Source organism: Rhodococcus sp. MH15 (assembly GCF_019266045.1).
GTDB classification, from domain to species: Bacteria; Actinomycetota; Actinomycetes; order Mycobacteriales; family Mycobacteriaceae; genus Rhodococcus_F; species Rhodococcus_F qingshengii.
The window spans coordinates 38,751-61,983 of record NZ_LPNP01000065.1 but is presented as its reverse complement, the minus strand read 5'-3'; the positions used below and the strand labels follow the sequence as shown (position 1 = coordinate 61,983).

General features: G+C 63.0%; 23 protein-coding genes. 10 read left to right on the top strand and 13 right to left on the bottom strand.

Features of this window, described 5'->3' with window-relative positions:
• Positions 1–47: 47 nt before the first annotated feature.
• Entirely contained in the window at positions 48–506 is a 459-nt protein-coding gene (locus tag ATN37_RS14745) for a hypothetical protein (RefSeq protein ID WP_003943607.1), read from the bottom strand.
• Between the two features lie 171 nt (positions 507–677).
• Here ATN37_RS14745 and ATN37_RS14740 point away from each other — a divergent pair, with 171 nt between their 5' ends.
• On the top strand, positions 678–1,574 hold the full coding sequence (locus tag ATN37_RS14740; protein ID WP_003943533.1) for an oxygenase MpaB family protein: 897 nt from the start codon (positions 678–680) through the stop codon (positions 1,572–1,574).
• 20 nt (positions 1,575–1,594) lie between these two features.
• Entirely contained in the window at positions 1,595–2,092 is a 498-nt protein-coding gene (locus ATN37_RS14735; protein WP_003943610.1) for a hypothetical protein, read from the top strand.
• 7 nt (positions 2,093–2,099) lie between these two features.
• Here the strand turns inward: ATN37_RS14735 and ATN37_RS14730 are convergent, their stop codons facing one another.
• Positions 2,100–2,708 (bottom strand): hypothetical protein, encoded by a 609-nt coding sequence (locus ATN37_RS14730; protein WP_218695336.1) that lies wholly within the window; start codon positions 2,706–2,708, stop codon positions 2,100–2,102.
• Complete coding sequence (locus ATN37_RS14725) at positions 2,705–3,169, bottom strand: GNAT family N-acetyltransferase (protein WP_218695334.1); 465 nt, start codon at positions 3,167–3,169, stop codon at positions 2,705–2,707. Before ATN37_RS14725 ends, ATN37_RS14730 begins: the two co-directional genes overlap by 4 nt.
• 148 nt (positions 3,170–3,317) lie before the next feature.
• On the opposite strand from ATN37_RS14725, the gene ATN37_RS14720 reads away from it, so the two are divergent.
• Positions 3,318–3,893, top strand: a complete 576-nt coding sequence (locus ATN37_RS14720; protein ID WP_037130951.1) for a hypothetical protein — start codon at positions 3,318–3,320, stop codon at positions 3,891–3,893.
• A gap of 10 nt (positions 3,894–3,903) precedes the next feature.
• Here ATN37_RS14720 and ATN37_RS14715 read toward each other — a convergent pair whose 3' ends face one another.
• From ATN37_RS14715 to ATN37_RS14705, 3 genes are read right to left on the bottom strand one after another with little or no spacing between them, the layout of a single operon-like run.
• On the bottom strand, positions 3,904–4,839 hold the full coding sequence (locus ATN37_RS14715; RefSeq protein WP_218695332.1) for a tyrosine-protein phosphatase: 936 nt from the start codon (positions 4,837–4,839) through the stop codon (positions 3,904–3,906).
• 51 nt (positions 4,840–4,890) lie between these two features.
• Entirely contained in the window at positions 4,891–6,054 is a 1,164-nt protein-coding gene (locus ATN37_RS14710; protein WP_218695331.1) for a hypothetical protein, read from the bottom strand.
• Positions 6,051–7,259: a phosphotransferase family protein gene (locus ATN37_RS14705; RefSeq protein WP_218695330.1), complete on the bottom strand. Its 1,209-nt coding sequence runs from the start codon at positions 7,257–7,259 to the stop codon at positions 6,051–6,053. The genes ATN37_RS14710 and ATN37_RS14705 overlap by 4 nt, the downstream gene beginning before the upstream one ends.
• A gap of 124 nt (positions 7,260–7,383) precedes the next feature.
• Here ATN37_RS14705 and ATN37_RS14700 point away from each other — a divergent pair, with 124 nt between their 5' ends.
• Together ATN37_RS14700 and rraA are read left to right on the top strand one after the other, a co-directional pair.
• Positions 7,384–8,007: a TetR/AcrR family transcriptional regulator gene (locus tag ATN37_RS14700; RefSeq protein ID WP_218695329.1), complete on the top strand. Its 624-nt coding sequence runs from the start codon at positions 7,384–7,386 to the stop codon at positions 8,005–8,007.
• 30 nt (positions 8,008–8,037) lie between these two features.
• The gene (rraA, locus tag ATN37_RS14695) at positions 8,038–8,514 is read left to right on the top strand and encodes a ribonuclease E activity regulator RraA (protein WP_003943552.1); all 477 of its coding nucleotides are present in this window, start codon (positions 8,038–8,040) and stop codon (positions 8,512–8,514) included.
• 15 nt (positions 8,515–8,529) lie between these two features.
• On the opposite strand, the gene ATN37_RS14690 is transcribed toward rraA, so the two are convergent.
• Positions 8,530–8,757, bottom strand: a complete 228-nt coding sequence (locus tag ATN37_RS14690; RefSeq protein WP_218695328.1) for an RNA-binding S4 domain-containing protein — start codon at positions 8,755–8,757, stop codon at positions 8,530–8,532.
• A gap of 88 nt (positions 8,758–8,845) precedes the next feature.
• Here ATN37_RS14690 and lysX point away from each other — a divergent pair, with 88 nt between their 5' ends.
• The 4 genes from lysX to ATN37_RS14670 all read left to right on the top strand — a co-directional run bounded on the left by lysX (position 8,846) and on the right by ATN37_RS14670 (position 15,199).
• Positions 8,846–12,202, top strand: coding sequence for a bifunctional lysylphosphatidylglycerol synthetase/lysine--tRNA ligase LysX (gene lysX, locus ATN37_RS14685; protein ID WP_050656380.1), 3,357 nt, complete (start codon positions 8,846–8,848; stop codon positions 12,200–12,202).
• A gap of 13 nt (positions 12,203–12,215) precedes the next feature.
• Positions 12,216–13,106 carry an alpha/beta fold hydrolase gene (locus tag ATN37_RS14680; RefSeq protein ID WP_007735816.1) on the top strand — a complete coding sequence of 297 codons (891 nt, stop codon included), beginning with the start codon at positions 12,216–12,218 and terminating at the stop codon, positions 13,104–13,106.
• A 306-nt stretch (positions 13,107–13,412) separates the two neighbouring features.
• On the top strand, positions 13,413–14,594 hold the full coding sequence (locus ATN37_RS32995) for a GGDEF domain-containing protein (protein WP_308125214.1): 1,182 nt from the start codon (positions 13,413–13,415) through the stop codon (positions 14,592–14,594).
• Between the two features lie 5 nt (positions 14,595–14,599).
• On the top strand, positions 14,600–15,199 hold the full coding sequence (locus tag ATN37_RS14670) for a histidine phosphatase family protein (RefSeq protein WP_003943544.1): 600 nt from the start codon (positions 14,600–14,602) through the stop codon (positions 15,197–15,199).
• Here ATN37_RS14670 and ATN37_RS14665 read toward each other — a convergent pair whose 3' ends face one another.
• The 6 genes from ATN37_RS14665 to ATN37_RS14640 form a co-directional block, all read right to left on the bottom strand.
• Positions 15,200–16,189, bottom strand: a complete 990-nt coding sequence (locus ATN37_RS14665) for an ABC transporter ATP-binding protein (protein ID WP_058227385.1) — start codon at positions 16,187–16,189, stop codon at positions 15,200–15,202.
• A complete protein-coding gene (locus tag ATN37_RS14660; protein WP_021342346.1) occupies positions 16,189–17,286 on the bottom strand; it encodes an ABC transporter ATP-binding protein in 1,098 nt (365 codons plus the stop codon). The genes ATN37_RS14665 and ATN37_RS14660 overlap by 1 nt, the downstream gene beginning before the upstream one ends.
• Positions 17,283–18,377 carry an ABC transporter permease gene (locus ATN37_RS14655; protein ID WP_007735813.1) on the bottom strand — a complete coding sequence of 365 codons (1,095 nt, stop codon included), beginning with the start codon at positions 18,375–18,377 and terminating at the stop codon, positions 17,283–17,285. The genes ATN37_RS14660 and ATN37_RS14655 overlap by 4 nt, the downstream gene beginning before the upstream one ends.
• On the bottom strand, positions 18,370–19,326 hold the full coding sequence (locus ATN37_RS14650) for an ABC transporter permease (protein WP_003943571.1): 957 nt from the start codon (positions 19,324–19,326) through the stop codon (positions 18,370–18,372). Before ATN37_RS14650 ends, ATN37_RS14655 begins: the two co-directional genes overlap by 8 nt.
• 127 nt (positions 19,327–19,453) lie before the next feature.
• A complete protein-coding gene (locus tag ATN37_RS14645; RefSeq protein ID WP_218695327.1) occupies positions 19,454–21,073 on the bottom strand; it encodes an ABC transporter substrate-binding protein in 1,620 nt (539 codons plus the stop codon).
• Between the two features lie 182 nt (positions 21,074–21,255).
• Positions 21,256–22,851, bottom strand: a complete 1,596-nt coding sequence (locus ATN37_RS14640) for a Na+/H+ antiporter (protein WP_030536674.1) — start codon at positions 22,849–22,851, stop codon at positions 21,256–21,258.
• 26 nt (positions 22,852–22,877) lie between these two features.
• Here ATN37_RS14640 and ATN37_RS14635 point away from each other — a divergent pair, with 26 nt between their 5' ends.
• Positions 22,878–23,198, top strand: coding sequence for a UBP-type zinc finger domain-containing protein (locus ATN37_RS14635; protein WP_003943615.1), 321 nt, complete (start codon positions 22,878–22,880; stop codon positions 23,196–23,198).
• Positions 23,199–23,233 lie beyond the last annotated feature (35 nt).

Below are 23,233 nucleotides of genomic sequence, written 5' to 3'. Positions count from 1 at the left end.
TACCGCCAACCCTGTGCCCGTTCAGGCTGTGACGATCAGGCTCAAGATCAGGCTATGAACCTGCCGATCGTCGGATTCGACTGGCAGATGGGGCTACTGCCCCAGTTGATCGAACCGAACGCCGTCGCAACGACATTGCCGACGCCGGTGTTCACCGTCGCGGACAGGTACGGATAGGTACCGACCAGGTCGACGATTCCGGACTTGCCCGTGTCGGTGTTGACCCAAGCAACAGTCACCTGACCCGCCGCCGGGATGGGTGCAGCGGCCGGGAACGAATCGAAGCGAATGTCACCCTTGGCGATGGGCGGATTGGATTCTGGCCCGGACTGGCCGGTGAGCCCGGTCAACGAGGCCAGCGACCCCTGATTCGGACACCCGATAGTGACGGCGGCGCCGCCGAAAGGGTGGGGCGGATCAGCCGAGGCGACTCCGGCGAACATGACGCTCGCGGCAATCGGTAGTCCGATGGCCGCAAAAACCCCGGCCGTGCGTGTGACGCTCATAGCTGCTCCTCGGGTCGACAACACTTTCCGGATACCCCTGGTACAACGCCCGAAACGAAGGAAAGACGACTATTCACACCCCCTAGACAACGCGTGTTGTCAGAACTACAGTCGGTGGTGCAGCTCACACCTATCTCTGCCGCGCGCAGACCAGTCCCAGGGAGTGTTCAGATGAAGCGCTACGACCTCCGCAGTCGCACGGATCAACTCGATCCCGAAACCGATTACGAAGAGATGTCGCGCATTCTCGCGGCGCAAGAGTTTCCCTGGGACATCAATCAGGCGCTCAGCTTCGCACTGTTCCGCACATACGCTGTCCCCTCGATCGGCAAGCTCCTCTTCTCCACAGGCGAGTTCACCGACAAGGTTCAGAAGCGCTACGACGACACCAGCCTGATCCTCGACGCCATCCTCGAGCACGGCCTCAGCAGCACCGAAGGCCGCAAGAGCGTGCGTCGAATGAATCAGATGCACGGCTCGTACGACATCTCCAACGACGACATGCTCTATGTCCTGGCCACCTTCGTCGTCACGCCGGTCAGATGGCTCGACGAGTACGGCTGGCGGAAGATGACCGACAACGAGATCGTCGGGTCGACGAATTATTACCGCCACCTGGGTCGGTACATGAACATCAAAGACACGCCGGACACCTACGAGGGCTTCGTCAAACTTCTCGACGACTATGAGCGCGAACACTTTTCATTCGATCCCGGCGCCCGAGCCGTCGCTGATTCCACCCTCGACCTGATGTGCACCTTCCCGCCCAACAACCTGGCACCGAAGGCTCTGGTCAAGGGATTCGCCTTCGCTCTCATGGACGATCACCTACTCGACGCCTTCCACTACAGGCACCCGAGCACTGCGATGCGCGTCGTCTCACGCGGTGCGCTGAAGGTCCGCGCGCGCCTGCTGCGGTTCTTCCCCGTGCGAACGAAGCGGAAATTCGCCCGCGAGCTGCCCAACATCCGCAGCTACCCGAACGGTTACAAGGTCGAAGACCTCGGCACCTTCCCCACGGGATGCCCGGTCAAGCACCTGCAGGCAGACCAGCAGGCCCAAGCGTAGGCACCTGGGATACTTGCACGGTGGCGCAACTCTGGATGCTCGAGGATCTCGAACCGTGGCGCGACACCCCCATGCCTGGCGATACTTGCGAACCGACGACCTATTGGGCCAGTCCCGAAATGTTGGACCTTCCCGCCGAGGTGTGCTGCGAAATCGATGCACGCATCGCGACCGTGACAATCGACGGCCGCACTGAGCACATAGCCCATCTCGGAAACGGATTTACGACACTGATCGGCGACGATGTCGGAGCCGTCGGCAAGACGCGGTTGAGAGGCTGCCTGGTGTGGGATCGCTACCTCTGGACTCGATACCGCACTCAGCCCACCGGGCGCGTGCGGGTGAAAGAGCGGCCCGGCCACCTCGTTCAACACGAAACACTCTTGACGACAATTCATCCCGGTCTCTTCAACGTCGTCTTCGACGGGCCGACGGTGTACTGCGAGACGAGTTGGGTACCTAACGATTTCGGCGTCCGCTGGAACACGCTGGTAGTCGAACTCGAGACTTGGAAGTGATCGGGCGTCAGTGCCAATACGGCGGATCGATATCCGGGTCGTCGAGCACGGCGTCGATCCGCGAATCAGCCACAATTCGAATGATGGCCTCCTCGGGGGCCGCAATGGTCGCGAAATGTGGATCGACATCATTGGTTATGCAACAGGAATGATCAGCCGGCCAGATGAAGGCCGGATCAGGGGAAGAACCCCACGGCCAACGAGTTGAGTTTTCCACGCTCCAATCGGCGTAGTCGGCAAGCGTTCCACGAAAGAGCCAGTAGTCACGATTGGGGATCTCGAACCGCGGAACGTCATCACCGACTGCCGACCCCCACCCGGTCCACATGCAGAAATAGCACTCGTCGGGTGTGGTTGTGTAACTGGACAACACATCCAGGGCGAAGCCGATCAGCACTTTCTCTTCCGGCCCGGTTTGATCGAAGTCGACATCATTGGATTTCTGACCGGGAAAGCTCGGATCGGGGATGAACCGTAAGCGCGCATACTTCGGAAATCCGATCGGGCCGCGCCCCGCCAACTGATACCAAGGAAGATCCTGATCGACCAGCCAATCGGTAGCCGCCAGATCTGTGCACAATGTCAGGCCCGTGCTGGGCTGATCCGTAATTCTCATGCCTGGGAAAGGGAAGAGCCTCGACCCGCGCGACGCAGGGTGATCAATTCATGGTTCGTCTCGGCGTCGTGTCGACGCCCCTCTTCTTCGAACTCCATCAGCGCATAGAACCTGCGGGCGCGATCGTTGAGCGTGTAGACCTCCAGTGTCACCTCGTCGTGCATAGTGGTGGCGTGTTCGACCAACGCCCTCCCGACTCCCAATCCCTGTGATGCCGGCGCGACGAACAGTCCCCCGATTTCGGAGCCGATCATTCCCAACAGTCCAACGACAGCGGAGTTGTGCTCAGCGACCCAATTGTCGGCCTGAGTCAGATAGACCTCTCGCATCTTCTGCTCCCGTTCGCCCGTTCCCTCACCCGTAAGGAACGGATGGGCTTCACGGGCAGCGCGCGACCACAGGTCGACGACCACATCCTCATCCGAGGGCTGGTAGCGGCGAATGATCAGATCCTGGTTCACAATCCGACCATACCCTCAGACATTAGAGGACTGGCTGGCGCCGAAAATGTTCAATTCGCGGATCTACGCACGACGACCCCGACGTATATCAGTGGACGATTCCGTTCGTTGCCGCTCCGCAGTTACTGCGGTGTGCAAGGGTTGTCCGATGACTGACGGTGATCCGGTAACTAAGCGCGGAGGTCCGGCATCCTGGTGGAAGGTGACAGCGATTGTCACCGCAGTGCTTGTCACTCTCACATGCGGCGTCATCGTGTGGTCCTTCATGCCGCCGGTTGTGTACTTTCCGTTCTTTGCGCTCGCAGCCTCAGTACTGCTCGGTTTGGGCGGAGTGTGGTTGATACTCAGCCTGATTGGCTGGATGAAGTACAAAACTCTGCGTTTGAGCACGATCGCGCCGGTGATCGTGCTCGTCACCGGTGCGCTCGTGACCTTGTCCGTCCCTTCGCGTGCTGCGTTTGCATTGTCGAAAGATTCGCTCGAAGCAGTGGCCGCGGATTGCCAGAAGTCGATGGACAACCAAACAATTGGCGTCTACCGGGTCCTGCAGGTCTGGCCCGTCGGCAACGGGTGCCGCTTCCACATCGAGGGCGGTCTGATCGATTCGATCGGATTGGCGTACTTACCTGACGGCGCACCATATCTCGGCAAGCCCCGCCGCGACGGCGAGATCGGATACCAGGAGTTCGACGGCGACTGGTACTCGTTCGTTCAAGCGTTTTAGCAGCGAGAAACTAGCCGACCAGCTTGGCCTTCAGAAGCGCGATCGTGTCCGCAGTGAGTCCGAGACCTTCGGTGAGATAACCGTCGACGGTTCCGTAATCGCTGGCTACCTGCGCGAGTCCAGCTTCCAGGTACGAAGCGTCGACACCGAGGGCCGGCTCGAGATTGGTCGCCACCTGCGGGCTCAGGGCCTGAGAGATCTGCGCAAGGATCTTCTCGTTGGTCGCCTGAAGGTAGGTGTTGCTCAACAGATAGTCGTCCATGATCGTCTGGGCGGGGACACCGGCGATGGACTGCAGCAACATCGCGGTCCAACCCGTGCGGTCCTTGCCTGAGGTGCAATGGAACAACTGCACCCCGTCACTCGCAGCGATGTCCGAGAGGACCTGCTTGAAGCCGGCACGGCGAACGGGATCGGTGACAAAACTGCGGTTGGTGTCGACCAAGAACTGCTTGGCCTCCTCCGGCGACTTGATCGTCGTCGCGAGCTGGGTGAGATCCTTGAACTCGATGAAGATGTTCGTGTACGTCACACCGTCCGGGAGTTTGTCCGCGCCACCGATGAACGGGTTGGAGATCTCGGTTGCGCCGCGCAGGTCATAGGCGTCGGCAAGCCCGAGGCCGGTGAGTGTCGTCTTGTCTGCGTCGGTGGTAGCGGTCAGCGCATTGGACCGGTAGATGACGCCGCGCTTGAGGTGTGAGCCGTCGACGGTGGCGTATCCCCTACCGTCGTTGCCGGCAACGTCGCGAAAGTTGGCCACGGAGGCCAAATTCGGTGTCGGCGCGAGGACAGGATCGAGCGAGCCGAGATCGACCGATCCCGCGTTGAGAGAGCCCAAGTCGAGCGGGATGGCCGTGGCGGGAGCGGCAAACAACAGGCCTCCGGTGACAACAAGTGCGGCGGCCTTCGCACCGCGAGCGAACAACATTCGTGAGCGTGTGGACATGTGGCAGTACCTCTCTCTGTGGTTTGGGATTTGTGGTGTGGTGAGCTGGAGTTACGGTGCGACGTCACCTATTCCGGTGAACCCGTATCGCTGGTGAGGCCCGATGACTGCTACCTCGAACAGGCCTGTCCCGGTGCGGGTTACGCCGTCCTCGACGAGGGTGAACCGAGCCAAGTTGTCGACCGGGCACAGCATCTTCTTCCACGGTTCGATGTCCGAAACCTTTTCCCGCAGGCCTTGAACCACCAGTTCGCCTTGCCACATCCCGTGGCGCCAATCCTGCTCGAGTCCGTAGCCCGTGCCGACACCGATGTAGTTGGGCAGTATCGGTTCGCAGGTGATCTCCAGGATGTGGTCGGATTCGCCTGGTGCACCGGGGCGCCGGAAGTACAGAGTTCCGCTCTTCACCTCGCGAGTACCGGAAATGAAGGTGAGCTGGTGGTCCGGTCGACCCAACCACTCCGGCTCGCGCGAGCGGTCCGCCCAGACGCGAGTCGCATCTTCGAGGATTCGGCGTCCCTGCTGAGCTTCTTGAACGATCGTGACGATGGTGAAGTCGCCGAATTGCATGATCGAGTAAATCCAGAAGAAGTTCTGACTGCCGGCTATCGCCGGATCTGCCTTGCGTCCAGGCGGTTCCGCTTCGCCGACCGGTCGCACACCCCAGGACCGATCGCGATTACCCCGCCACGTCTCCGGGGTGACCGGGATGGCGTCGCCGTCGACGGTCAAGGATCCGGACCATGCTCCGGTCTGCACGAATCGTTGAGTATCGAAGGTGACTCGTTCGAGCTGGCGATGGAAATGCCTGGCCTCGAGATTGGCGGGGCCGTCGGATTCGAAGGTGAGGTCGAAGCTCAGGTTCGGCGCTTCGGGACTCGGGTCCAACACCACCCGTAAGCGGTGCAGGCCCTCCATGATCTCGATCCTCAACGGGCCCACTGACAGGTCCATACGATCGTCGCCCAAGGCGCGAGATGCCCGGAAGACTATGTGGTCATCGCCGCGCCGAAGAACCGCAAAGCCGTCGCATACACCAAGATTGGGGTACTGACCGAGACCGATGATGAGAAACAGTGGCTCGGTGTCGCCGTCGACGCCTGCATGGCAGTTGAAGTAGTAGCGGTCGTAGAAGTTTCGATCCGAGGTGCCCACGTGGCGGATGCTCTCGGCGATCTGATGTACCGGGTAGTCGTCGAGCGGGGACAGTGTCATCGTGCATCTCCTGTTGTGAGCGGGGATGTTGCGAGCGACTCCCAGTAGGTGCCGTCGAGCATGGCTTCGAGTGTCTTGTGGTGCAGGATCATCTCGTCCGGGTTGTAGGGGAATTCGGCCTGACCGAAAGCCACTGCGCGACTTTGGACTCGGAACATGATCACCGCGTGCCGCAGCGCGGCGTAAAGGATGTAGAAATCTAGATCCGCAACCTGGTGGCCGGAAAGCGAGCCGTAGGCATCTGCCACGTCCTCGCGACGAAGGAAGTCCGGCATTCCGGGGAGTCCGGCCATGGCAGCGAGATCCTCGAAGAACCTGTGCTGGAAGATCATCCAGCCGAGGTCCAGCTCACGCGGCCCCAGTGTGGCCATCTCCCAATCGAGGACCGCCGCCGGCTCGAAGTCGCGGTAGATGACATTTCCGATCCGCGAGTCGCCCCAGCAGAGCACTGCGGAACCGGCATCGACGGGAAAGTTCGCTTCGATCCAGTCGAAACCGCGCTCGATCAACGGAGATCCTGGTCCGTCGGCTGTTGCCCACTCGTAATAGCGCCGCTGGTCCTCGAGGTGCGCGCGAAGTGCTTCTGCCCCAGTCGGTTCGGCACCCTCGCGGCACAACTCGGGGAGTGCGAGGTGCGGATCGGCCATGGCGTGTAGCTCGGCGAGCACTCGGACCGATGACTGCTGGAGTCGAGAACAGTCGTCGGCCGAAGCTTCCGAGAGCCACGAGCCGAACGTGTACGGCATGACATCGGGCGGGATTTCGCCCTCACGCCGTTCCATCACGAAGAACTCGCCGCCGAGCGCGTCCGGGTTGCTCTCGGACCAGTACACCCGCGGGATCGGCACCGACGTGTGAGCGGCGACGGCGCTCATGACCCGAAACTGCTGGTCCAGGTTGTACGACGGAAAGATCGGCACCGCACTGTCTCGCGGGGCGATACGGGCGACCAGGCGATGCTCAGCTCGAATCCCGTCCTCGATCCACGTCGCATCGAAAAGCACAGTTTCGTTGGACATGCCGTTCGCGGCCGGCACCTCGACCGAGGTCACGGAAGGTTTCGAGCCTCGCCACAGCACGGTCGCGAGCCAGCCTTCGAGGCTGCGCCGCATCTCCGCCGGGTCGTTGCGGGATTCGCCGGGCCTGGCAAATTCGGCGTAGTCGGGATCTTCGCCGGAGTTTTCTGTTTCGGTTCGAAGGTTCATCACCACTCCTCGTGGTTCGGTGGCGCCGATGCGCACGTGCCGATAGTCGATACAATATGTATCGACTAAAGCCGTGACAGAATGTAACGGCCATCACAGCGATACCGCAAGGGATTTGCCCAAAATGTCCAAAGATTCCGAAACTCAGCACCGCCTGGGCCCGCAGCGAAACCCTGCAATCGACGACGCAGTACTGGACGCGACCAGGCAACTGTTGGAAGAAAAGGGGTACGCGGGCACGTCCATCGACGCCATAGCCACGCGTGCGGGAGTAGGACGTCCAGCCATCTACCGTCGGTGGCCGTCGAAGGCACACATCGTCAACGACGCGATCTATCCCGTACTCGACGTCGAACAGGGCGCGGACATCGACACCGAACTCGGCACCGAGGGCACGATCAAGGATCAGATCCGCGCGCTGGTGCACGGCGCGGTTGCTCTGTTCGCAGCTCCCGCCACGCGAGCCGCTGCTCCCGGATTGATGAGCGAAGTGCGAACAAACGCGGAATTACGCGACGTTCTCGTGGTGCGGCAACTGGCCGGAGTCCGCGTCGAGCTGAACCGTCGACTCGAGGCGGCGAGAGAGCGCGGCGACATCCGAAGCGGCGTCGACGCCGACGCTCTTCTCGACATCATGGCGGGCGCGGCCATCTTCGCGCTGTCGGTTCGTGACGTCTCGGACCCGGGACCGTTTGCCGATTCTCTTGCCGACATAGTGCTGAACGGCATACTCCCCGACGACAACTAGGCGCCAACCTCGCCGACTATCCTGTGGGGCATGACCGAGCCTGTAGCGACCGCTGACCTTGCCGACGAGATCGGACCCGACATTCGTAGCTGCGACACGCAGTTCACCCAGTTCGGTGGACGTGAAGTCTTTGCCGGCCCCATCACCACCATCAAGTGCTTCCAGGACAACCTGCTCGTGAAGCAGACCCTCAGTGAACCGGGCAACGGCGGAGTCCTCGTCGTCGACGGTGACGCGAGCATCCACACCGCCCTGGTCGGCGACATCATTGCCGGCCGCGGCGTCGACAACGGTTGGGCCGGTGTCATCGTCAACGGAGCCGTCCGCGACTCCGCGATCCTGCGCACCCTCGACATCGGCGTCAAGGCTTTGGGCACCAACCCGCGCAAGAGCACGCAAACCGGTTCGGGCGAGAAGAACGTGCCGATCGAAATCGGCGGAGTCACCTTCAACCCCGGCGAGATCGTTTACAGCGACCAGGACGGCGTCGTCGTTCGCGAAAGCTAGTCAGAAGTCGCGGGATCAGGCGGGGGCTTCCACTTTGGCGGCCATCCCGCCGATCTCGACGACATCGCCGTCACGAAGCTGACGGCCCCGACGATCTTCGACCTCACCGTTGACCGAAACCATGCCGTCGGCGATCACTTCCTTCGCCTCCGCGCCCGATTCGATGAGGTTCGCGAGCTTGAGAAACTGACCGAGCCGAATCATTTCGTCGCGGATGGGTACTGCTAGAATGTTGTCGGTCATGTCAATCATCTTCCTCCTCCCACAAAACTGGACACGACAGACCACACTTAGCGTGAGGATCTGATCGACCGGTAGGAGAGGAAGCTCGATGGCACCATTGACCGAGGTATCGGACACCACTGCAGAGTTGGTGGAATCGCCACCCGAAAATCCGCGCCAGGCGCGTCGATTCCGCAAAGGGCGGTTCAGCCAGGTTCCCCATATCTCGGGACTGATCCTCGGAGTCTTCTCCGTACTGGTGTTCCTGTGGAGCATCTCGCCGGTACTGCGGCACATCCTCCGCGTCCCACGCGAATACATCGACAGCTACTACTTCGACGCACCGGATACGAGCCTGTCGTGGGCGCTCGTCGTCGCCCTGCTCGCCGCCGCCCTCGCGAGCCGCAAGCGCATCGCCTGGTGGCTGTTGACGATCTACCTGTCACTGATCACCCTCACCAACATCGCCTCCGCGATCGTCGACAAGAACCCGAACAACGCCGTGGCCGTTGTCGTTTTGCTTGTCGTGATCGGAATCCTCATCGCGGCGAGGCCCGAGTTCTACACACGCGTACGGCGCGGCGCCGGCTGGAAAGCACTCGGCGTGCTGATCGGCGGCATGGCTGTCGCGACCGTGATCGGTTGGGGCCTTGTCGAACTCTTCCCAGGTGACCTACCGCAGAACCAGCGATTCCTCTGGGCCCTGAACCGCGTCACCGCGGCAGCTTCGGTCGACAACGAGGTGTTCGACGGCCACCCACGTGTCTTCGTCAACACGGTCCTCGGTCTGCTCGGCGCCATCGCGCTCCTCGCCGCCGTCATGACGCTCTTCCGCGCGCAACGCTCCAACAACGCGCTCACCGGAAACGACGAGTCCGCGATCCGCGGGTTGATCCAGAACTTCGGTGCCGACGACTCTCTCGCTTACTTCGCCACCCGCCGCGACAAGGCGGTCATCTTCGCGCCGAGCGGCAAGGCCGCGATCACGTACCGCGTCGAGATCGGCGTCTGCCTCGCCAGTGGTGATCCCATCGGTGATCCCGAAGCGTGGCCGCACGCCATCGAAGCGTGGCAGGGGCTCGCGTCGCAGTACGGCTGGGCGACGGCCGTCATGGGCGCCAGCGAAACCGGGGCGACGGCATACAAGAAGGCGGGCCTGAGCGTCCTGCAGCTCGGCGACGAAGCGATCCTGCGCACCCGCGAGTTCAATCTCAACGGACGCGACATGCGCCCGGTGCGCCAGGCGGTCACCCGCGTCAGGCGTCACGGCGTCACCGTGCGGATGCGACGCCATCGCGACGTCCCGCCGGAGGACATGGCGGCCGTCATCATCCGCGCCGACGACTGGCGCGACACCGACACCGAGCGCGGCTTCTCCATGGCGCTCGGCCGACTGGGCGATCACCTCGACGGCGACTGCCTCCTCGTCGAAGCCGTCATGGGTGAAGGCACGGAGGACGAAAGCGTCGTCGGCATGCTCTCGCTCGTGCCGTGGGGACCGAACGGTGTTTCGCTCGACCTGATGCGCCGTAAGCCGACGGCGCCCAACGGTGTCGTCGAATTGATGGTCTCGGAGTTGGCCACACGTTCGGACGAGATCGGCGTCGTGCGAGTTTCGCTCAACTTCGCCGTGTTCCGCTCGGTGTTCGAGGAAGGTTCGCGCATCGGCGCGGGCCCGATCCTCCGCATCTGGCGCTCGGTGCTCGTCTTCTTCTCCCGCTGGTGGCAGCTCGAAGCGCTGTACCGCTCGAACGTGAAATACCAGCCGGATTGGGCGCCGCGCTTCCTCTGCTTCGAGGACAACCGCGAACTGCCGCGCGTCGGATTCGCGTCGGCCATCGCCGAAGGCTTTGTGGTGCTGCCCAGTTTCGGGCGCAAGTCCAGCCAGGTCGTCAAGCACACGGGCACGCATGCGGCGGTGCCGGCAGCTCTGGTGACGTCCGAAGGACTGCATGCCGACGGCAGCCCGCCGGACTCGGCGCCGACGTTCACGACCAACGGTCCGCGGCGACCTGAGCAGGTCCGGGTGCGCATGAACAAACTTGCGCAACTGGCCGACGAAGGGATCGCCGCCTACCCCGTCGCCTATCCGCCGACCCACACGATTGCCGCCGCAGCGAAGTCACCGGAGGGCACCCGCGTGCGAATCGCGGGACGCCTCCTGCGGGTCCGCGACTACGGCGGAGTGGTGTTCACGGACGTGCGCGACTGGTCCGGCGACATCCAGGTTCTGGTCGATCAGGACAATGTCGGCCGCGAGAAGTTGGCGGAGTTCGCTGCCGAGTTCGATCTCGGTGACCTGATCGAAGTCAGCGGAACCATCGGGCGCAGCCGCAAGGGCGAGCTGTCGCTCATCGCCGTCGAGTGGCGCATGAACGGCAAGTGCCTGCACCCGCTGCCGGACAAGTGGAAGGGCCTCTCGGATCCCGAGACCCGTGTCCGCCAGCGGTACCTCGACATCGCCCTCAACCCGAAGGCCCGCGAACTGCTCGAGGCCCGAAGCGCCGTCGTGAAGTCGCTGCGCGATTCACTCGGTGGTCGCGGATACCTCGAAGTCGAGACCCCGATTCTGCAGCAGGTGCATGGCGGCGCGAATGCCGCTCCGTTCCTGACACACATCAACGCGTACAACCTCGACCTCTATCTCCGCATCGCACCCGAGCTGTACCTGAAGCGGTTGTGCGTCGCCGGTATGGAGAAGGTGTTCGAGATCGGCCGCGTGTTCCGCAACGAGGGCGTCGACTTCAAACACAATCCCGAGTTCACGATCCTCGAGGCCTACGAAGCCCACAGCGACTACGAGGGCATGATGCGGATGTGCCGCGAGCTGATCCAGGCGGCGGCCGTCGCAGCATTCGGTCGCGAGATCATCATGCGTCCCGGCCCGGACGGCGAACTGGTCGAGGTCGACATCTCCGGTGAGTGGCCGGTGAAGACGATGCACGGCGCCGTCGCCGAAAAACTTGGTGTCGACGTCTCCCCCGAGACAAGTCTCGAAGACCTGCAGAAGTTGTGCGACGCCAATGAGATCCCGTACCAGTCCAGCTGGGATACCGGCGCCATCGCGCAGGAAATGTACGAGCATCTGGTCGAGGACTACACGGAGTTTCCGACGTTCTACACCAACTTCCCCACCTCGATGTCGCCGCTCACCCGGCCGCACCGCAGCATCCCCGGCGTCGCCGAGAAGTGGGACCTGGTGGCGTGGGGCGTCGAACTCGGAACCGCATACAGCGAGCTGACCGACCCTGTGGATCAGCGCAACCGGCTCACCGAGCAGTCGATGCTCGCGGCCGGCGGCGACCCGGAAGCGATGGAATTGGACGAAGACTTCCTCCAAGCCCTCGAACACGCGATGCCGCCGACGGGTGGTCTCGGGATGGGCGTCGACCGAATCGTCATGCTGATCACGGGTGGCAGCATCCGCGAGACGCTGGCCTTCCCCCTCGCGAAACCGCGTCAGTAGTCCGGATTCTCGCGTGCCGGAATTGTTCCACGTGAAACCACCGGGCGAGATCTTGCAGGTCGGCGAGAGCCGACTGCATGTTCTTGCCGAGGGCGACGGCCCCGTCGTCGTCCTGTGCGGTGGGCTGGCGGGCAATTGGTTCGACTGGGATGACTGCGCGCGTCATCTTCAGTCGGACCACACCGTCGTCCGCTTCGATCGCCCGGGCTTCGGGCTCAGCGAGCCTACTTCCGAAGTTCCGACCGTCCGCGGCGAAGCTCAGCGGATCCGCGACGTGCTCGACACTCTGGGACTGAGTGGTCCGGCCGTGGTGGTCGGCCACTCCATCGCCGGCTTCTACGTCGAAGGCTTCGCGCGCCTGTTCCCCGATCGGGCGGCGGGGATGCTCCTCCTCGATTCCAGTGCCGAGAAGGAGCCGAAACGTCTTTTCCCCCGCGACCTGCTGCTGATCGCCTCCCGAGCCGCCGCGGCTTCGTTCAGCACCACCGGTCTCCAACGACTCCTCGGTACGACGACGCGCAAGATCCTCAACCAGTCCGTGCCGCCGAGCGGGTCGTCCGAAGCCACTCTCGAATGGGTCCGGAAGATCTACCGCGAGCCTCATTATCTGGAAGCGGCGATGATCGAATACGTCGCGTACACCGATATGGCGCTGGAGCTCACCGCTTTACGACGCTCGAGCAAGCATCCACTGCCCGACATCGACCTCAGCGTCGTTGCTGCACACACTGGCCACACCACTCCCTGGTCCATCGCCTGGATGGCAAAGCAGCAGAAACTCGCCACCTACCTCGGTGGGAGTTTTCACGTCCTGCGCCCGGCGCATCACCACGCGATGATCGACCAACCCGAGGAGTTGGCGAACTTGATTCGGCGCCTCACGCAGCCGAACCGTCGGGGATGACACTTAAAGTTACAACTCGGACAGTAGCCGGATCATTGCTAGTCTCGGACAGCTTCTGCTTTCTACGACAGGCTGACCATGGACCGTTCGACACGTCGGGTGCGCTCGTGCCTGATTTTCGTGGCGATCCTCGTTGTCGCCCTGGCGGGCATCGCCGCCCGTCCGCCCGGTTTTCTGTCGACCTTCTGACCCGCCAACGCGATCCTTCTGGGCATTCTCCTCCGTAACCCGCGCTCGTTTGCGCCGATCGGACTCGCTGTCGGCGGCGCAGCGCTGCTGACGGCGGATCTTGCGACCGGAAGCCCCGTGCAGAGGGCCTTCGAACTGAATGCGATCAATCTGGTCGGCGTCACGACAGGATTGATCGCCGCGAACTTGCTCGGCTGCTTTCCGCGGCGAATCTCCGAGACGAAGTACACGGCCAGAATCTTCCTCATCTCGGTTCTGGCGTCGTTCACGGCCGGGTCCGCCAGCGCACTACGCACTCAACTCCACGAAGGAAGCGGTGCGGCAACGGAATTGGTGGGGTGGTTCTTCGCCGACCTGTGTACGTATCTGATCGTGCTGCCGATCGTTCTGTCGGCACCGACGCTCGAACACATTCGAAGAACCTGCGGGCCGTCCGTGCGGCAGAGTCTGCGCTTGAGGCGGCTCGCACAGATCCTGGCGCCTCTGGCCGCTCTCCTGGCCTGTCTGCCACTCGCCCTGGAGGTTCAGGGAGCCCATGCGCTGCTGCTGCCGATGCCGGCGCTCCTGTGGTGCGCAATGCGTGTCTCACTGTTCAGCACTTCACTCCTGGCAGCCGGATGGAGCGCGTGGGCACTGGTCATGGCGGGTAAGGGACGTCTGGCACTGGCAGATCCGGTGCACCTACTCAGTGAGGGGGTGACCACCCGGATCTCCGTCATCTTGATGGCACTCTCCCCCATCGCCGTAGCCGTCGCCACTGGCGCACAGCGGCGCGCTGAGCGAGAACTCCAACGCATCGCCGAATGCGACGCCCTCACCGGAACGCTGAGTCGCCACGCGTTCTGGACCCAATCGCAGGAACTCCTCGACGCCCAGCACGCGGCACAACGACCGATCGCCGTCATGATGCTCGATCTCGACCACTTCAAATCGATCAACGACAACCTCGGTCACCTCACCGGCGATTCGGTCCTCGAACAGTTCGGAAACACCCTCCTCGCCGCTACCGAAGGGCTGGGACTCTCCGGCCGACTGGGTGGTGAAGAATTTGCCGTCGCCGCCGCCGACTGCACCTTCGAGGAAGCCATCCACCTCGCGGAGCGCATCAGAGAGGCGCAAGAGGCCCACGCGCGATCCATTCGCGGTTTCGCGGGAACGGTCAGTATCGGCGTCGCCTGGGCCGATCGCGCGATGCCGGGCATGGAGACTCTGCTCGATATCGCCGACAACGCGATGTACCAGGCAAAACGCGACGGCCGAAACCTCGTGGTGGCGTTCGATCTCTACATGGCAAGGTGACGTAGGTGCAACTACTCCTGATCCGACACGCGCTCCCCGAACTGGCCGAGGTCACCGAAGGCCGCGCAGATCCCTCGCTGACCGACGAAGGTCGTGCCCAGGCACTACGGCTGCCCGCAGCACTGGCGCCGTACCGGATCACCGGACTCTTCAGCAGCCCGCAGAAGCGCGCACTCGAGACCGCAGCCCCGGTAGCGCAGATATTGGGCCTTCCGGTCACCCAGCGCGAGGGTCTGGCGGAATACGACTACGAGCAGCCGCACTACATCCCGATGCACGAGGTCCTGGAGCGGGCGCCGGAAACCTATGCGCGAATCAAAGCCGGCTGGCTCCCCGAGTCGGTGGACGGCGACGCCTTTCGTGCGCGAGTCCTCGGTGCGATCGACGAGATAGTCGCGGCAACGGACAACGACGCCACCGTGGCGATCTTCTGCCACGGCGGCGTCGTCAACATCGTTCTGCAGGAACTGCTCGGACTGGAGCGCCCGTTGACCTTCCCGATCGAGTACGTGTCCGTCACGCGCATTCTCGTGTCGCGAAACGGAAGCCGCAGGGTCGGGTCGATCAACGAAACCGGTCACGTACGCAACATGCTTCGCGTGTAGTCACACGTTGTGGCACGCCACCTGATGGCCGCCCTCGACGAGACGCAGCTCGGGAACTACCTCGGCGCAGAGATCAGTAGCCAGCGGGCACCGCGTGCGGAAGCGGCAGCCACTGGGCGGATTGAGCGGCGAGGGCAGTTCGATGACCTTCTGCTCGACGTTCTGCGCCGCAGTGACGGTGGCGTCGGGATCGGGAATCGACGCCAGCAGTAGCTGCGTATACGGGTGCAGCGCGCGGTTCTGCATGTCTTCTGCGGGAACGATTTCGCAGACGCGGCCCAAGTACATGATCATCACGCGGTCACTGATGTTCTTCACGACGGCCATGTTGTGCGCAATGAACAGCAGCGACAGCCCGTGACGCTTCTTCGCGTCCTCGAGCAGGTTCAGAATCTGCGCCTGCACGGACACGTCGAGGCTCGAGACCGGCTCGTCACAGATCAGGACCTTGGGGTCGAGCATCAATGCGCGGGCGATGCACACGCGCTGGCACTGACCACCCGAGAGTTCGCGTGGGGTTCGGTCCCACACCATGTCCGGGTCCAGCCCGACCTCGGCAAGAACCTCGCGCGCCCGAGCTTCGATGGCAGCCTTGTCTTTTCCACCCCAGATCGACGGACCCTCGGTGATGAGAGCCTTGACCTTGCGACGGGGATTCAGGGAGGAGATGGGATCCTGAAAGATCATCTGCAACTGAGTGCGGCTGCGACGCAATTCTTCCGCGCCCAGTGCCGTCATTTCCGTCTCTCCGAGGCGGATCGAGCCCGACGTCGGTGAGGGCAACTGCATGATCGCCCGGCCCGCCGTGGACTTGCCACAGCCGGATTCACCGACCACGCCCAAGGTTTCGCCCGGAGCGACGGTGAAGCTGATCCCGGACACGGCGTGAACGGTCTGGCCCTTGCCGACGTTGAATTCGACGACCAAGTCCTCGACCGTCAGGGCCGCGTCCACCGTCTCGGACTTCCTGGTATCCACTGATGCAGTCATCAGACCATCTCCTTCACCGCGAGCGTCAGGCCCGCTGCGGTAGTGCCGGCCTTCTCGTTGGCGACCAATGCCGTTGTGCCTTCGGGGGTGTCGACCGGGTAGTGGCACGCGAACGTGTGGCTTTCGGTTGTGTTGTCCCCCGGTCCGCCGGGAGCCAGGGCCGGGTCGCCGGTCAGGCAGTCGTCCTGGGCGTATCGGCAGCGAGCGGCGAAGCGGCAACCGGTGATCGGCTTCGTCATGTCCGGGAGTCCACCCGGAATTGTCTGCAGCACTGTGTGCGTCGGTGATTCGAGTCGCGGAATCGCGGCCATCAGCGCTTCGGTGTACGGGTGGCGAGGACGAGTGAACAACTCTTCGGTTGCCGACGTTTCCACGACGGAACCGGCGTACATGACGGCGACACGGTCCGATCGCCCCGAGACCACACCGAGGTCGTGGCTGATCAGGATGACGGCCATGTTGAGCTTGTCATTCAGTGAGGCGAGCAGATCGAGAATCTGCTTCTGCACCGTCACGTCGAGAGCGGTGGTCGGCTCGTCGGCGATCAGCAGTTTCGGCTCGCAGGCCAGCGCCATCGCGATGACCACACGCTGTCGCATACCTCCCGAAAGTTCGTGGGGGTACTGGTCGAGCCGACGCTTGGGCTCGGGGATACCCACCATCGACAGGAGTTCCGCTGCGCGATCGCGCGCCGCGTCCTTCTTCAGACCCAGGTGGAACTTCAAGGATTCGGTGATGTGGGTACCGATGCGCTTGAACGGATTGAGCGAGGTCATCGGATCCTGGAAGACCATGGCGATCTCGGGTCCCCAGAAGTGCTTCATCTCCGACTTCTTCATCGTCGACATGTCGCGGCCGGCAAACGTCACCGTCCCGCTGATGTCGAGAGCCGGACCCTTCTGGAGCAGTCCCATGATGGTGCGCCCGAGAACCGACTTGCCGGAACCGGATTCACCCACGATGCCGAGAGTCTCGCCGGCGGAGACGTGGATCGAGACACCGTCGACTGCTCGCAACTGGCCACGGGGAGTGGCGAATACGGTTCTGATGTTGTCCGCCTGCAGTAGCGGAACGCCGTGCTGAGCTGAAGTGGTCACAGCTTACTCCGATACTTCTCGCCGATGAGGTTGAAGGAGAACACCGTCAGGAAGAGGAAGACGCCTGGTACCAGGACGATGAACGGATGCTTCTCCACGATCCCGCCCTGACCTTCCGCAATCATGTTGCCCCAGGTCGGATCAGGTTGTGCGATACCGAGTCCGAGGAAGCTCAGTGATGCTTCCGCGACGATCAGGCCGGAGACGGCCACCAGGCCGAGCGCGGCGACGGGAACGAGGACGTTGGGAACCAACTCGCGCCAGATGACGCGCCATTTGGTGGCGCCCATGGCTCTCGCGGCAAGCACGAACTCCCGTTGGGCGACGACGATGGTGTTTGCCCTGGCGATTCGAACCATGCTGGGAATGCAGAGAATCGACAGTGCGAGGGTGATGTTGCGCAGGTTCGACGTGAGCACCGCGGCCAGTGCGATGAGCAGCACCAGAGAAGGAATGGCCAGCAGCGAGTTGGTCAGGATTCCGACCACGGCGTCGACCTTGCCACGGAAATAGCCGGCCATGACGCCGATGGTGCCACCGATGATCATGCCGATCAGCACGGCGCAGATGGCGACAGTCAAGGAAGCGCGCGCACCGAACAGGGCGCGGGCGAGCAGGTCGAGACCGAAGTTGTTGGTACCCAACGGATGATCGGAGAGCAGGCTCGGCGATGCGAAGCCCGGCTCGGCCAAGGTCTTGACCGTGTCCTTGTACTCACCGAGCGGCAGCAGCGGCGCGAAGATCGCGGCCAGGATCAGCGCGACCAGCCAGATGCACGCCAACCAGTACGAGAGATCGAACTGACTGCCCCACTTGGACGTACCGAGTTTGCCGAGCCCCTTGAAGAGGAAAACCAGGGCAACGAGCGCGAGCACGATGCGGACGGTCATCATGATCGCTGAACCGAAGAGTGCGGTGCCGAGCAGCGCAACGCCGACCACTGTGAGAATCGATCCGATCAGGACCAGATTCTTGGGCTGTTCCAGCGTCTCGACGGGACCGGGAGCCAGCAGGACTGTCTGCTGCCGGTATGTCATCACCTCGGACGGGGCCGGCGACGGGGCCGCTCCGTCTGGCGTCACTTCAGACATGGACACGACGACTCCTCGGGTCAAGATAGGTGTACAGAACATCGATCGCACTGTTGACGAGGACGTAGATGACCGCGATCACGACCACCGCGCCGAGCAGCATCGGCGAATCACCCTGCTGCGCTGCGCGGACGATGAGCGTGCCCATTCCGGGCAGCGAGAACAGCGTCTCGACGATCACGGTGCTGCCGATCATGCCGCCGAGAGCCAGACCCATCATCGTGATGAGCGAGAACGACGACGGGCGGAGCGCGTCACTGAAAAGCACTCGCAGCGTGGGCATTCCCTTGGCCTTCGACGCGAGGATGTAATCCTCACGGAGCGTCGTCACCAGGTCGGATCGGAGAACGCGAGTGAACATCGCCATCTCGAGGAGGCTGATGGTGATCGCGGGAAGTATTGCGTGTGAGAGGTTTCCGGAGAGGCTGTCGCCGATGCGCACCCACTGTGATCGCGGGAACCAGCCGAGCCAGTTGACGGTGACCATGATCAGCAACAGACCGGCGAGGAAGCTCGGGACGGAAAGAACACCGAATGTCGCGGCGCTGATGACGCGGTCGATGACGCCGCCTTCGTGGTGCGCCGACCAGAGTGCGAGCGGAACTGCGACGACGAGTGCGATGACCAGACCCATCACTGCCAACTGAACGCTGACGGGGAGAGCGGAACTGATCGCGGTGAGGACGTCCTGTTGCGGGGGAACGAGCGAGTTGCCGAGGTCGCCCTGGAGAGCGCTGGTCAGCCAGTCCCAATAGCGAACCAGGAGTGGATCGTTGAGTCCGAGCTGCTGCCGAACTTCCTCGTACTCGGCAGGCGTTCGGCCTTCACCGAGAACGGAGACAGCGGGATCGCCGGGGATCAGTGATGCCAGCACGAAGGTTCCGAAGCTGACGATCAGGATCACAATGACGAGCTGGCCCAATTTCTTACCTATTGCGCCGATGTTCATCGATTTCGTCTCCTTCGGACAGCGAGCTCGCAATACACAGCAGTTCCTCTGATTTCATTTCTTCGTTCGCAGCCGGCCCCGATCCGCTGCAATACGGGCGCGGGGCCGGCTGTGAACTTCAGGCTCTCTAGGACTTCCAAGCTCCGTCGAAGAGCACGATTCCGTCGAGGCTCTGCTCGAGTCCGTGAACGTTCTGGTTCCACACGTCGAGTGCGGCGACGTTGCCCCACACCTGCCACGGGACGGTCTCGTTGGCGCGTTCCTGGATCTGTGCCAGGACTGCCTTCTTGTCCTCGTCGGTGGTTGCGACGCCCAACTTGTCCAAGAGAGCATCCATTTCGGCGTCGGAGTAGCCGGTCGCGTTGTTACGGCCACCGGACTTGATGCCCGTGTACAGACGCTCGTAGGGATCGGCCTCGGCGAGGCTCAGTGCTGCGGTGCTCATGTCGTAGTCGTGATCGGCGTACATCCGCTTGACCAGATCACCTGCACCGGTGACGTATTCGATCTGAGCGTCGAAGCCGACTGCGTTGAGCATCGCCTGGATGGCCAGAGCCGTTGCCTGTGCGGACGGTTCCTGGATGGAGAGGAAGGTGATCTTTCCGTCGTAGCCGTCGGCCTTGGCCTGATCGAGCAGTTCCTTCGCCTTGGCGGGATCGACGCCGATCGGTGCGACGTCGTTGTGCCAGCGCGAGGTGTCCTGGAAGATCTCCTGGCCGGGCAGTCCCTTGCCGTTGTTGACGCGGGTGTTGAGCGTCTCCGGATCGACGGCCAGCGCCATCGCCTGGCGGACACGGACATCCGAGCCCGGGCGGCCCGGGGCCATGTTCACGTTGGCGATGTAACCGAGCGACGGGATGTCGAGGAAGCCGGGGTAACCCGACTCGATCAGATCCAGGATCGGGGTGAGCGTACGCATGTACGCGGCGTCGATGCCGCCCGTCTTGAGTGCTTCGGCGGTGGGCTGAGCTCCGACGATGCTGATCAGCTTGAGCTTGTCGATGTTCGGTGCGCCGTCGTAGTAGTCGGGGCGAGCAGCCAACAGCAGTTCCTCGTTGGGAGCGAACTTCTCGAGGGTGAAGGCGCCGGCGCCGATCGGGGTGAACTGGTCACCCTGCTGGGCGCTCGGGGCGACGATCATGCCGGGTCCGGTGGCGAGCATCGACTGGATGCCTGTCCACGGATCAACGAGGTTGAAGACCACGGTCGTCGCGTCGGGGGTGTCGATCGAGGCAACCTTGGAAGCCCACAGGCTCGACTGAGGTCCCTTGTTGGTGACGTAGCGGTTGATGCTGTCGGCGACGGCCTTCGAGTCGAGAGCTGTACCATCGCTGAACTTCACACCGTCGCGGAGCTTCAGCGTCCAGGTCTTGCTGTCCGAACTCGCTTCGAGCGACTGAGCGAGCTTGGGCTCGAACTTCTGCCCGATGGGGTCGTAACGCATGAGCACGTCGTAGATGGCGCTGAGCTCGCTGCCACCGGTGGCGCCGGCAACCTGAGCCTTCGCGGGATCGAGAGTCGTGACCGCCGAGTAACCGCTGAACGTCAGCGTGCCGCCCTTGGTGGGAGTGCCGGGATCAGCCTGCTCGTTGACCATGCCGATCTTCAGCGAGGAACCGGAATCAGCGGATTCGCCGCCGCCATTGCTCGAGCCGTTGTCGGCGCACGACGCCAGGAACATACTTGCGGTGATCGCCAGCGCAGCCGCAGCCAATCTGCGACTTCCGCGGCGGGAACTACGACTCATTCGAATGCCTCCAAGGCGGGGTAAGACCGTGACGTGATGTTGAACACGAAACAGTCTGTGATGGGAGGCACAGAAAATTGGATCGAGTCTCGCTCAGTGGAATCGGTTAAGTTGCAGGCCTCAACAGTCAGGTAAACCGACCCTGGCCAGCGGTTACCTTCGTGGACAGCAGACCAGCCGGTCTAGTCCCGGTCGAGCGTCGCTTCCTCGAGATCGAGCTCGCGAAGCACCTTCCGGAGGACCTCGTCGTCGATCCGGCCGGCATCGCGTTCGGCGATGAAGACGCCTCGCTCCGCATCGATCATCTCGAGGCGCAGCGAGCGGAAGGCGTTCGACGGGCTCTCCCCCAGATCCTCGTCGCTGCGTCCCAGTCGCTCCCACGCCGAGTTCGCGCGGTGGGTGTTCCAGCTTCGCAAGATGTCCGCGGCACGATTGCGGACCTGAGGGACGTCGTCGGCGTCGGCTCCGACCAATTCGTCCAGCCGCGCCGCAGCGGCCCGTGCAGCCTTGTCCTGGGCTGCCGCCTCGGCGCGGGCGTCGGACTGCTCTTCGTCCCCCTGCACGCCGAGGACACGGATCACCCACGGCAACGTCAGGCCGTGCAGCAACAGTGTGCCGACCACGACGACAAACGTCAGGAAGAGGATCAGCGAACGGCCCGGGAAGTCCTCCCCACTGTTGACCGTCAGCGGAATGGCGAAGGCAGCTGCCAGCGACACGACCCCTCGCATACCGGCCCACGACACGACGAACACCGCCCGCGCCGAAATCTCCGGCTCCCTCGCTCGAATACGCGGCGACAGCCAGCGCGGTACGTACGTGAACGGGAACACCCAGGCGATTCGGACCACCACGACGGTCACGAGAACGGCAACCGACGCCCAGACGACGATCGAAGTGCTGTACCCCTGCAATCCGTTGACGACACTGGGCAATTGGAGACCGATCAACAGGAAGACGAACGACTCCAGGATCAGGTCGACGGCCCTCCACACTGCCGTGTCCTGCAAACGCGTCGCATAACTCGCGCGGGTGGAGCGCTGGCCGAGGAACAATCCGGCTACGACGACCGCGATGACGCCCGACGCGTGGACCTCTTCCGCAGCCAGGTAGGTGAAGAACGGCACCACCAATCCGATTCCGCTCTCCATCACCGGATCCTGGAGCTTGCCGCGAACCTTCGAGATGACGAACCCCACCGCGAGGCCGATCACCGTTCCACCGACCGCCGCGACGAGGAAGGTCTCGAAGCCGCCGATCAGCGTCGCACCCGTACCGACGGCAGCCGCGAGAGCGACCTTGTACGCCGTCAGAGCGGTGGCGTCGTTGAGCAGGCTCTCCCCGCCCAGCAGGGTCATGATCCGGCGCGGCAGGCCGAGCTTGCGTCCGATTGCGCTCGCGGACACCGCGTCCGGCGGCGCCACGATGGCGCCGAGAACCAGAGCAGCCGCTATCGAGAACTCCGGCACGATCAGGTAGGCGACAAAGCCCACCGCAGCCGTCGTCGCCAGCGGAAGCCCCACCGCGAGAAATCCGATCGGACGCAGATTCGAGCGCAAAGCCAGGTATGAACTGTCCAGTGCTGCCGAGTACAGAAGTGGAGGCAACACGACGAACAGGACGAGGTCGGGATCGAGTTCCAATTCCGGAACACCCGGTATCTGACAGGCGATCAAACCGACCAGGACGAGGATCAGCGGCGAAGACAGCCCGAACCTTCGCGCGACCGCCGCCACCAGCAACGCCGCTACTACAACCCCCAGTAATATGCCGTTCACCCTGGCAGCATGCAGTATGGAAGGCGATGAAGAAAATCCTGAAGCGAGCAGCAGCTCGCACACAGCAGCCCGCACCCGCTCCCACCGGTTGCGAGGAACTAACCAATGCGCCCGAAACAGACCCGGCGGCGCTGACGCCCGGCGTCTGCCAGGAGTGCGCCGAGTTGGGTGAGGATAACTGGTCTCACCTGCGCATGTGCCTGTCCTGCGGCCACGTCGGATGCTGCGATTCCAGCCCTCATCAGCACGCCACCAACCACTACCGCGAAACCGGGCACCCGGTCATGCGCTCACACGAGCCCGGCGAATCCTGGCGCTGGTGCTACGTCCACGACCTGATGGACTGACCGCGCGCGACTGGCGGTGCACTGCGCATAGTGCC